Origin of the sequence: uncultured Virgibacillus sp., from assembly GCF_947495635.1 — a bacterium.
GTDB classification, from domain to species: domain Bacteria; phylum Bacillota; class Bacilli; order Bacillales; family Amphibacillaceae; genus Virgibacillus; species Virgibacillus salarius.
In genome coordinates, this window is record NZ_CANMAB010000050.1 from 16240 (window position 1) to 27621 (window position 11382).

The window sequence follows — 11382 nt, forward strand, 5'->3', positions numbered from 1 at the left end:
ATGATTACTTATTTTAAAAGAATAGGAGTTATTACACTAATACTACTTTTATTAGCAGCTTGTTCAACAGAAGCACCTGGTTCAGCGAATGAAACAGAGGAGAATACGGATAAACAGGGTGAGGAAGGTGTAAAAGTTGGGTTCTCTGTCTCTACATTAAACAATCCATTTTTTGTAACTTTACGTGACGGTGCGAAAGCAGGGGCAAAGGAAGCAGGTTATGAATTGGTCACGGTTGATGCTCAAAATGATCCATCCACTCAACTGAGTGATATTGAGGATTTATTACAGCAGGATATTGATGTATTGTTAGTGAATCCAGTTGATTCGAGTGCTATAGTTTCAGCTATTGAATTAGCAAACGATAAAGAAGTTCCAGTTATTACGGTTGATCGAAGCGCTGAAGGTGGAGAGGTTAAAACACATATTGCTTCTGATAATGTGAAAGGGGGAGAAATGGCAGGAGAGTTTATTGCAGAGCAATTAGGAGAAGCAGGAAATGTTGTTGAATTGGAAGGAATCGCAGGTGCTTCAGCAACTCGTGAACGTGGAGAAGGTTTTCATAATAGGATTGATCAATTAGATAAAGTTGAAATAGCTGCTAGTCAGTCTGCTGATTTTGATCGGACAAAAGGGTTAGCTGTTATGGAGAATATCATTCAAAGTGTAGGCGATTTTGAAGCTGTATTTGCCCATAATGATGAAATGGCATTAGGGGCAGTAGAGGCATTAGCAGCACAGAACTTATTAAAAGATGTTATTGTTGTTGGCTTTGATGCGACGGATGATGCGGTAGCAGCTGTAGAAGAAGGAACAATGGCTGCAACGATCGCCCAACAGCCAGAACTAATTGGTGAGCATGCAATTGAGGCCGTGGAAAAAATAATAAATGGAGAAGAAGTGGAGGCTTTTATCCCTGTCGAGCTACAATTAATAACCAAATAAAAATGTAATTTATCCTATCTACAAGAATTTCATTACAGGGAACTGTACCCCAGCTTGTTAAAGGGGCAGTTCCTATTATAATGGTTTAAAAACCCATGACTATGCCGGTGGGTACTAGTGAGCCTATAGCCATGGAATGGTAAGTATCATACTTCGGTAGTTGTCAAAATTTACGAAAGCTACGCTCACCTTTTCTATTTTTTATACAGCCATTTTTAAGAATTGTCTTTTTGGAACCCGTAGCTCCTATGGGGTTTTTATAGCAAGTATGCTGTGTGAATATTATAATCATATCCCTTTCCAGTATCTTACTTACTATGATCGTTATTTTGAATGAGATGCTTGGCTATCCTTAAACTTTCTCTATAAGCAAATATGGTTTAGAATAATGAAAAGAGGAAAATAATGACTATGCAAGATGATTTAGCTAAGCATATTTGTACAGGAGAGATAAAGTGAGGTAGGAGTAATAGTCATGTATAAAAACTCAGAACGATTTTTGACAGCATTTAACCGAATTGAGAAGTTGCTACGAGCTTTATTAATACATAAAAAAGACGTCGGCTTTTCAAAAGCTGTAAAAATATTAAGAAATTCGAATGCTTTAGTACGGACGTACAGTGATGATTTATTAGAGTTTGCTGAATTAAGAAATGCAATTGTTCATAATAAAATCGACATGACGCATGCAATAGCCGAGCCACACGATACAATTGTTGAACGAATTGAAGAAATAGAGAAAGAACTAAGTGAACCAAAACGTGTAATTCCTCTATTTTCTAGAAGTGTTTATTGTTATCAATTAACGGACCCATTAAATAAGCTGTTAACCATTATTCATGAGAAACAATTGTCAAAATTCCCGGTATATCAGGGAGAGGAATTTAAAGGTCTGCTCACTCAAAAGGGCATTACTAACTGGCTAGCCGGAAGGAAAAATCAGGACAAGCTTAATGGAAGTTGTGCGCTGGAAGAAGTCCTTCCATTTGAAAATCAAGATAACACTCGATTTATTCATCAGGGAACGACAATTTACGAAGCAATTGAAATCTTTAAAGAGCATACAAGTAAAGGAGAGCGACTGGAGGCATTGCTAATTACGAAAAATGGCAAGCCATCGAGCCACCTACTAGGTATTATTACAACATGGGATATATTAGAAATTTCCTAATGTAAGAATTTAATTAGAAAGCGTGATGCAGAAATGGACTTCGTATCTATTGATTTCGAGACAGCGAACGAAAAGCGATCTAGTCCTTGTGCGGTTGGGATTGTCGTTTCGGATGGAGAAAATATTACGGACGAATATTATAGCCTTATTAATCCCATGATGAATTTTCGTTCTATGAATATACAAGTACATGGGATTAGGGAAGATGATGTAATCGATGCTCCGACATTTCCTGAAATATGGTCAACGATTCATCAATATTTATCAAAAAGTGTCGTGATTGCACATAATGCTAGTTTTGATATGAGCGTGATCAGGCATACGCTAGACCATTTTCAACTTACTTACCCTGAAATAAATTATCTTTGTACGGTAGCTATTTCTAAAAGTATGTGGCCCGGTTTATACAATTATAAACTAAATACATTAGCAGAATATCATAAAATAATGTTTAACCACCATAATGCATTAGAAGATGCGAGGGTTGCAGCACGCGTGTTTTTAGAGGCGATAAAGGTAAGTAAGACAAACTCAATGGAGCAGTTTTTAGAACGATGTCACCTACAAACAGGAAAAATCTATGAACGTGGCTATCATGCACCTAAAATGAAAAGATCTCGACAACGTAAGCAGATCTTCATAAAATAAAGACTTTGTTCTTATGAGGCTGAGACAAAAGAATGAAGAAACAAACGAACGATGATTAGTTGAAATTAATTATCGCTCGTTTTTTGATTAGAATCATTCATTTAGCACCTGAAATAAGCGAGACTCCGGCGGGAACAGCACGCGTCCGAAAATCCACTCTAATCAGCCGCTGGCGCTTTTGTTATCCCACGTATAACTGGAAGTAGTGTTTTTCATAACGAACTACTAGTCCGTATAAAAGGGTAAATTGGACTGGTAGTTCGCATATATGTTAGCTTGCTTTTGGTAATTATCTGAATTAAAATAAAAAAAAGAATATTCAGCTAGTGGAACATTCATCATTTTACCATTTGAGGAGTGGGATAATGAGAACACAAACAAATGTGCATGATGGACTAGGGAAAATTATACAGCAGGCGAGAAGAAATACGCTGGGGGATATACTTGCGCGAACCACAGATCGATTCCCAGCTAAAATAGCGATCACTTACAAAGGTAAGGAAGTAACTTATCAGGAATTAGATAATATAGTTAATCAAACAGCTCATGCTTTTATCGCTGATGGTATGAAGAAAGGCGACATGATTACATTAATGTCAAAAAACAGCTTAGACTTTATTGTAGTAAACTTTGCTCTTGCGCGAGTCGGTGCTGTTTTCATTCCAATTAATTATATGCTAGGTAAAGAAGATGTTTCGTATATTCTAGAACATGCAGGATCTATAGGTTTGATTGCTTCAGATGAATATGTAGATTTACTCGATCAGGCTTCAGAGCAATTGCATATTCAATTTAAGTACCAATTGGGTGCTGTTCATGTGATGAGAGAAGGATGGAAAGCATTTAATGAAATAAGGATAGGACAGCCTATATCTAGAGTTGAAAATGAAGTTTATGATGAGGATCTCTGCCATGTGCTTTATACAAGTGGAACAGAATCACGACCAAAGGGTGTTATGCTTACACATAAAAGCATTGTCAGTGAATATGTAAGCTGTATCGTTGATGGGAAAGTGGAAGCAGATGACGTTTTTATTCATGCACTGCCACTCTATCATAGTGCACAGCTTCATGTGTTTTTAGGTCCAAGTATTTATGCAGGCTGTAGCGGCGTGATACTTGATAAAGCTAGCCCTGAAAAAATTTTAAAAACAGTTGAGGAATCAGGGGCAACGCAGCTTTTTTGCCCACCAACTGTTTGGATAGCACTGCTAAGACATCCTGATTTTAATAAGCGTGATTTATCCACATTACAGAAATGCTATTATGGAGCTGCTATTATGCCAAAAGAGATTCTAAGAGAATTATCCGAACGCTTACCTCATGCGAGACTTTGGAATTTATACGGTCAGACAGAGGTAGCTCCCTTAGCAACAGTCTTGCAACCAGAAGACCAACTACGTAAGCTTGGTTCAGCAGGATTACCGTCATTAAATGTACAAACGAAAATAGTTGATGAGAACGATCAAGAAGTGACTCGAGGAGAAATTGGCGAAATTGTTCATCGGACGCCGCATGCAATGGTCGGATATTTGCACGATCCTAATAAAACAAAAGAAGCATTTCGTAATGGCTGGTTCCATAGCGGTGACCTAGGTGTCATGGATGAGGAAGGATATGTAACGATTATTGACCGGAAGAAGGATATGATTAATACTGGGGGCGTAAACGTATCAAGTCGTGAAGTAGAGGAATTGATATATCAATTGGATGGTGTATCAGAGGTCGCTGTTATAAGCTTACCAGATCCGTATTGGATTGAAGCAGTGTCCGCCATAATTGTACCAAAAAAAGATAGCGTTTTAACAAGGGAAATAGTGGAAGCATATTGTAAAGATCGTCTATCTACATTTAAAATTCCAAAATATATTGCATTTACAGAGAACCTACCCAAGAATCCTAGTGGAAAGGTGTTGAAGCGATCTTTACGAGAACAATATCAAGGATGGAGCGAAAATAGTAACGAATAGAAGCATACAATTTGAAAAAAAATGTAACACTATGAATGGAGGTGTTGTAATTGGCTAAAGATAAAGATCAGTATAGTAAACGGCAGGTACAAAGTAGTGTAAATCCACAAGGTTTATCAGAGGATGCTCAAGAACAACGTCCAAAATCTCAATTGGAACAGCGAGCAAAAAAGAAGAATACAAAAATCTAAGAGGTGAGAAAGATCGATCATACGTTAGATTATTTAAGAGAATCGTTATCTAACTATATAAATAATGATACTTGTCGGCAAATCGTTCGAAAGCTCGAACGAGGCAACTATGCAAATGAGTTGGATTTTGTTAAGAGAATAATTGAAGAGGAAATGACTTATTTAAATGATGTATTGGAAAATGAAATTGCTTATGCTAAATCGGTTCAATACGACAGAAGAGTAAAAGAATTGACAGAAGTGTATGAGCAATTATTTTGAAAAATCTGATATAAAATAGGGATAATTTCCCATTGAAAAATAGCGAGATAACATATAAAATGTTATTACAAGCTACATTGTACGTATTAAATTAAGTTTTAACCTCTAATGTAGGAATAGGGAGTTTTATATCGAAATTTAAATGCCGTGCCGTCAAAGAACGGAAGGCAGGACAGTTTCTGCAAACACCCACTTAGCGAAGTGGTGGTTTAAAACTTTTTATGACAAATACGGCAAATGTGGCCTGTTATATTTTATAATTAAACTAGACCAGTCAGTAGAATGAAACTGGTCTTTTGGTATGTCATCACATTCCATGTATGCCGAATCGATTCGCTAGAAGCTGTTGAAAAACAGTTGGGTTTATTTCTTGCTTGTTCTTTATTCCCTGTCTGATTTCTGTAATTGTATCTTTCGTTAATGTAATATGTCCTTCTTCTGTTAATTTCGTTACTAATATGGAACGGTTAAACGGTGATCGTTCATCCTTCGTTATGATTTCTTTCACTTTCGTAAGATATTCTTCATCAACTGCATCAAGCGTGAAGGTATAGCTGGCTTCGATTTTTCCATTGGTTATTTTTTCTAATGCGTAGATGGCTTTATCATCATGCTGTTCGACGATCCGATAGTTACCAGTTCTCGAGGAGATCGTTTCCCCTGTTAACGGAATAGGTTGTAACGCTAAATGTGATCCAAACCCTACATCAACAATGTAGGTTCTCTCATCATACGTTAAAATAGTAGAGATATGTGTACCTTGTAGTCCGTTTTTTGGAACGATAATGGATGCAGCTATCATTTTTACGTTATACCCCACTTCTCGGAGAACATAGTAAAATAATGGATTTAACTCATAGCATAGCCCGCCTCGGGGATTATCTAATAATTTCTGCTGCAACGTATGTTTACTGACTTGGCTTCTCTCATTATTTATGACATCTAAATTCTCAAATGGAATATGTTTAGCAAATTGAAACATAAGAGTGGGTATGTCGTTGAAGCTTATATGAGTACTACCATTGTACTTAATCCGTTTAAAAAATCCGTTAATAAAATGATTCATGCTAAAACTCCTTCGCTCAGTGGTTACTCATCCATCATATATGTTATACAGCAATTATGAAATGATAGTGACTTACCTAGATAAAAAAATACGATACAAGTCGATTTGTCATCCGTATTATCTTTTAATTCACCCATGATGTATGCTAGAAATTGGGAGGGATACTATGACTTTTCAATACGTAAAAATAGATCATGTGCAATTGGCCGCACCTCGTAATTGTGAACAAGAAGCAATTGCATTTTATCACGGCATTCTAGGGTTTCGTATTCTAGAAAAACCAGATACACTTCAGGGAAACGGAGGAGTTTGGTTCCAAGCAGGTGATGTGCAGCTGCATATTGGAATAGACGAAGCATTTTCACCAGCTCGTAAAGCACATCCCGCCATTTCTTTAACGAATTTAGAGGCGTTGAGCAACCACCTTTCAACAAATGGCATACCTGTGATTCATGATAGTCGATTACCTGGGGCAAATCGTTTTTATTTGTCTGATCCATTTGGTAACAGAATTGAATTTCTAGAATGGAAATGATTACCCTATCAAAATTATTGGAATCTTAGTTATATTAGATTAGGGGTTGTTTATTCATAGTCACATGCTATACTAAATACATTCAAATATTCCTATTTTCATATAATAGCAGGAATAAGGCCTGCAAGTTTCTACCGGTTTACCGTAAATAAACCGACTATGAAAAACTACTGGAATGATTAGACTTTGTTCTTTAAACATTGGTCTTATCGTTTTTTCGACATTTTATAGTTCGAGAACCAGTTCCGTTCATGGTCAACACGGAAATGGGTCTCGGACTTTTTTGTAGTCTAGGAAATTATAAAATTTGAGCCTATGGATAAATAGGTGCGTGTGGAGCTGCGTCCCGACCAGCTCCAGTGCCCAGTAACTAGGTGACTTCACGAATTGCCTTAATCTAAGTCATCATCGGCTCGCAAGCACACCGTGATTCCTTTATCTCTGTTAAATCGCTCCAGTTGCTACGTTTCTATTCGGGCGTTTGCGCTTTTGTTCTTTGGCTGGTTTCTATAGGTTTGTTGTGTTTAACGAAGTAAGAATAAGACATATGCGCTAAGCTATGATACACGTAGATTCCTTGAATATACACACATATTTCCTATGTGTCATGTAATCTTGTTCAGTGTGAAGTTTATGATGGGCAGCGTTTGCGTATTCTGGCTACGGACTAACCAACAATAATTTGTACAAAAAGTACCTTTTATTTGAATCTTACACCATTTGCTAGAAAGGAAGATATACATGGACGTTTTAAAGCAAAAAATCTTATCAGAAGGGAAAGTCTTATCAGACACTGTATTAAAGGTTGATTCTTTCTTAAATCATCAAATAGACCCCGTGCTTATGCAGGAAATTGGCAAAGAATTTGCTCAGCGCTTCAAAGGTTTCGATATCACCAAAATTTTAACATTGGAATCCTCTGGGATTGCACCAGCTGTAATGACTGGATTAACACTAGGTGTGCCAGTTGTATTTGCTCGAAAAAGAAAATCATTAACGTTAACGGATCATTTGTATTCGGCAGAAGTATATTCCTTTACGAAAAAAGAATCAAATGAGATTTCGATCTCTCAGGATTTTATTTCAAGTGAAGATACGGTTTTAATCATGGATGATTTCTTGGCAAATGGACAAGCAGTATTTGGTATGATTGATATTTTAAATCAGGCAAAGGCTCGAATTGCTGGAATAGGAATAGTTATAGAAAAAGGTTTCCAAGAAGGCGGCAAAAAAATTCGCCAACAAGGATATCACGTTGAGACTCTCGCAAATATCGCTAAATTATCTGATGGCAACGTGACATTTAAGAAGGAGGAAACGTGCATATGAAGAATGCAGCTCTAGGCTTTCAACACCTGTTAGCTATGTATGCAGGGGCTATTTTAGTTCCGCTTATTGTTGGCGACGCACTTGGACTAACTTCTGAGCAGTTAACCTATCTTGTTGCAATTGATATTTTAATGTGTGGTATTGCAACAATACTACAGGTACTCAATAATCGCTTTTTTGGAATTGGTCTTCCTGTCGTGCTAGGCTGTACGTTTACTGCCGTAGGACCTATGATTGCAATCGGTGGGCAGTTTGGTGTTTCTGCTATTTATGGTGCTATCTTAGTGTCTGGATTAGTCGTGATTTTAATTAGCGGAGTTTTTGGTGGCTTAGTACGTTTCTTCCCGCCAGTGGTTACCGGTTCTGTTGTGACGATTATAGGGATAACACTTATTCCTGTAGCTATAAATAATATGGGAGGTGGAGAAGGAGCAAGTGATTTTGGCTCCTTAGTGAATATTTCCTTATCTTTTGGTACATTATTGTTTATTATTCTTCTATATCGATTCACAAAAGGATTCATTCAATCTATCGCTATTTTATTAGGATTAATCGCGGGAACCATCGTTGCTTCTTTTTTAGGGAAGGTTGATTTACAATCTGTTGCAGAAGCATCCTATTTTCATATGCCTCATCCATTTTATTTTGGTACTCCGACTTTTGAATGGTCAGCCATTCTTACGATGATACTTGTCGCTATTGTCTCATTGGTAGAATCAACAGGAGTTTATTTTGCGTTAGGGGATATGACTGAACGTAAATTAAAAGGGAAAGACCTTGCAAAAGGATATCGAGCGGAAGGATTAGCTATTCTATTAGGGGGTATATTTAATGCTTTCCCATATACTGCTTTTTCACAAAATGTAGGGCTAATGCAAATAACAGGTGTTAAGAAGAAAAACGTCATTATGATTACTGGAACCATGTTAATTATTCTTGGTTTCATCCCAAAAATTGCTGCATTAACGACAATCATTCCATCGGCAGTATTAGGTGGAGCAATGATTGCTATGTTTGGTATGGTAATATCTCAAGGGATTAAAATGCTAGGTTCAGTAATTACCGAGTCATCGGAAAATGCAATGATTATTGCTTGCTCCGTGGGTATGGGATTAGGGGTAACAGTTGTTCCTGAATTATTTGCTAAACTACCAGATAGTATTCAAATCCTAACAAGTAATGGTATTGTAGCTGGAAGTGTAACAGCTATTTTGTTAAATATTCTATTTAACATGATCCCTCATCGAAAAGAAAGCAAAGCAGTTATTTTAAAAGAACAAGAAGCGTAACATCTTCAAAACTACGCCATACTAAAAAAGGTGTACGAAAATGACCGATGAAAGTCCGGCAAGGGGTTTCATTGGTCATTTTTTATTATAGAGTGTAGTCCATATCTCGCGTGAAAATTGGTGTAAGATACTTGTTTTACCGTAGTAATGGTAGCTCACCAGTTCTCCTTTATTGTAAAAAACGAGAAATCTGTTAGAATGGAAGGTACTTTTTCATGTGGAATTCGGCCGTCAACAAGGATGATGCTCAACTAATCCTGCAATTTTAATAGGAAAAGGGGGAATACGGATTGAAGCAGAAAAACATAGAAAATATGGAAGAAATAAATAAATTGCCGATCGTTATTGTGCTTATCACAGGTGCTTTTTTAGCAATTTTAAACCAAACACTGTTAGCGACGGCAATCCCTCATATAATGGAGGACTTAGAATTAACAGAAAATACGGCACAATGGGTTACAACGATTTTTATGTTAGTTAATGGAATTATGATACCCATTACCGCTTTTCTAATCGAAACGTTTACAACGAGGCGTTTATTTATTACAGCAATGAGCACCTTTGCAATCGGCACATTTATATGTGCAATCTCACCAAATTTTTTCATACTTATGACAGGAAGAGTTGTTCAGGCAGCAGGAGCAGGTATTATGATGCCATTAATGATGACAATTTTTCTACTTATCTTCCCTATCGAGAAGAGAGGAACTGCAATGGGTACTGTAGGATTAGTTATTGGTTTCGCTCCTGCATTAGGGCCGGTTGTCTCAGGCTGGCTAGTGGAGCAATTTCCGTGGCGATCTCTATTTTATATTGTATTGCCATTAGCTGTCATTGATGTAATTGTCGCTTATTTTGTAATGAAAAATATAACGAAACGGACCTTTCCTAAGGTTGATATCCTATCTATTATAGTTTCAACGTTAGGATTCGGAGGTATTCTTTATGGATTCAGTAGTGCAGGAAACACTGGCTGGTCAGATAGTGTAGTTATTTTGTCATTGCTGGTAGGAACAATTTCATTAGTTATTTTTATTACTCGGCAGTTTACCTTGGCACAGCCAATATTAGAGTTTCGCGTGTTTAAAAATAAACTATTTACAATCACGATGATTATTGGCATGATTGGTTTTATTGGTTTAATTGCAGCTGAAACGATTCTCCCTATCTATATGCAAAACATGGCTGGGTACTCAGCTTTTGAATCAGGGCTGATGATCTTACCTGGTGCCCTTCTTATGGGAATTATGTCACCAATTAATGGGAGGATCTTTGATCGGTTCGGTGCAAGATATTTGGTTATTATCGGATTATTACTTCTAACCATAACATCCTTTCTATATACGAGACTGACACCAGATACTTCGTTACCTTATTTAACAATTGTTTTTGCCATTCGAATGTTTGGAATATCGATGATCATGATGCCTTCTACTACAGCGGGATTAAATCAACTATCACATCGTTTAATCCCACATGGTTCTGCAATGACAAATACAATGCGTCAAGTAGCTGCTTCCATCGGCACCGCATTGTTAATTACAATAATGACAGCTACCGCATTGAATAGTGGAGAAAGTGCTTCCGCATTAGAACAAATTCATGGGGTAAACATTTCCTTTTATGTAGCTACCGGTTTATCCTTGTTTGGCCTGGTTCTAGCATTCTTTATTAAAGGGACAACACCTGCAGAGGATAGAGCGAAATTAACCACAGAAAGGGAATCCGAAAGGTGAATCTGTCTCATATTAGTGATGAATAACTGGCAGTAATAACCCCACGTTTCACTTTATTGACTTTCTGAGGGGTTAGATAGAAGAAAGGCTTTGATAGTCATTGTTCATGAGAAGTATGATTTTTTAGATATGAGGCTGCCCTTTTGGCGCAGCTTTATTTTTTTAAAAAGTTAAGAAAGTATAAAATCAGTGCAATGACTGCGTTAAGCCAAGTAGTTATTTTGAAATGTTTGATGTATAT

11 protein-coding genes, 1 other RNA gene and 1 riboswitch are annotated in these 11382 nt (G+C 37.0%); of the genes, 11 read left to right on the top strand and 1 reads right to left on the bottom strand.

Translation table 11 applies throughout. From position 1 onward, the window contains the following. The 7 genes from rbsB (at position 1) to ssrS (ending at position 5436) form a co-directional block, all read left to right on the top strand. The gene (rbsB, locus tag Q1A47_RS11905) at positions 1-945 is read left to right on the top strand and encodes a ribose ABC transporter substrate-binding protein RbsB (protein ID WP_166529803.1); all 945 of its coding nucleotides are present in this window, start codon (positions 1-3) and stop codon (positions 943-945) included. A 475-nt stretch (positions 946-1420) separates the two neighbouring features. Further along, positions 1421-2116, top strand: coding sequence for a CBS domain-containing protein (locus Q1A47_RS11910; RefSeq protein ID WP_026682693.1), 696 nt, complete (start codon positions 1421-1423; stop codon positions 2114-2116). A 33-nt stretch (positions 2117-2149) separates the two neighbouring features. Next, on the top strand, positions 2150-2764 hold the full coding sequence (locus tag Q1A47_RS11915; protein ID WP_121604808.1) for a 3'-5' exonuclease: 615 nt from the start codon (positions 2150-2152) through the stop codon (positions 2762-2764). Between the two features lie 365 nt (positions 2765-3129). Then, entirely contained in the window at positions 3130-4734 is a 1605-nt protein-coding gene (locus tag Q1A47_RS11920) for a fatty acyl-CoA synthetase (RefSeq protein WP_211911233.1), read from the top strand. Between the two features lie 50 nt (positions 4735-4784). Further along, positions 4785-4925, top strand: coding sequence for a small, acid-soluble spore protein L (gene sspL, locus Q1A47_RS11925; protein WP_080668749.1), 141 nt, complete (start codon positions 4785-4787; stop codon positions 4923-4925). 12 nt (positions 4926-4937) lie between these two features. Next, on the top strand, positions 4938-5186 hold the full coding sequence (locus Q1A47_RS11930) for a sporulation protein (RefSeq protein ID WP_166529829.1): 249 nt from the start codon (positions 4938-4940) through the stop codon (positions 5184-5186). 66 nt (positions 5187-5252) lie between these two features. Then, positions 5253-5436: non-coding RNA, 6S RNA (ssrS, locus tag Q1A47_RS11935), on the top strand. 57 nt (positions 5437-5493) lie between these two features. On the opposite strand, the gene Q1A47_RS11940 is transcribed toward ssrS, so the two are convergent. Further along, positions 5494-6252, bottom strand: a complete 759-nt coding sequence (locus Q1A47_RS11940) for an arylamine N-acetyltransferase (protein WP_051388440.1) — start codon at positions 6250-6252, stop codon at positions 5494-5496. A 166-nt stretch (positions 6253-6418) separates the two neighbouring features. Here Q1A47_RS11940 and Q1A47_RS11945 point away from each other — a divergent pair, with 166 nt between their 5' ends. The 4 genes from Q1A47_RS11945 to Q1A47_RS11960 all read left to right on the top strand — a co-directional run bounded on the left by Q1A47_RS11945 (position 6419) and on the right by Q1A47_RS11960 (position 11141). Then, a complete protein-coding gene (locus Q1A47_RS11945) occupies positions 6419-6787 on the top strand; it encodes a VOC family protein (RefSeq protein WP_026682698.1) in 369 nt (122 codons plus the stop codon). 78 nt (positions 6788-6865) lie between these two features. Then, positions 6866-6967: riboswitch (purine riboswitch) on the top strand. Between the two features lie 561 nt (positions 6968-7528). Further along, positions 7529-8116, top strand: a complete 588-nt coding sequence (locus Q1A47_RS11950) for a xanthine phosphoribosyltransferase (protein ID WP_166529804.1) — start codon at positions 7529-7531, stop codon at positions 8114-8116. Further along, positions 8113-9405, top strand: coding sequence for a nucleobase:cation symporter-2 family protein (locus tag Q1A47_RS11955; protein WP_166529805.1), 1293 nt, complete (start codon positions 8113-8115; stop codon positions 9403-9405). The genes Q1A47_RS11950 and Q1A47_RS11955 overlap by 4 nt, the downstream gene beginning before the upstream one ends. A 314-nt stretch (positions 9406-9719) precedes the next feature. Further along, complete coding sequence (locus tag Q1A47_RS11960; RefSeq protein WP_121605871.1) at positions 9720-11141, top strand: MDR family MFS transporter; 1422 nt, start codon at positions 9720-9722, stop codon at positions 11139-11141. Positions 11142-11382: the final 241 nt, after the last annotated feature.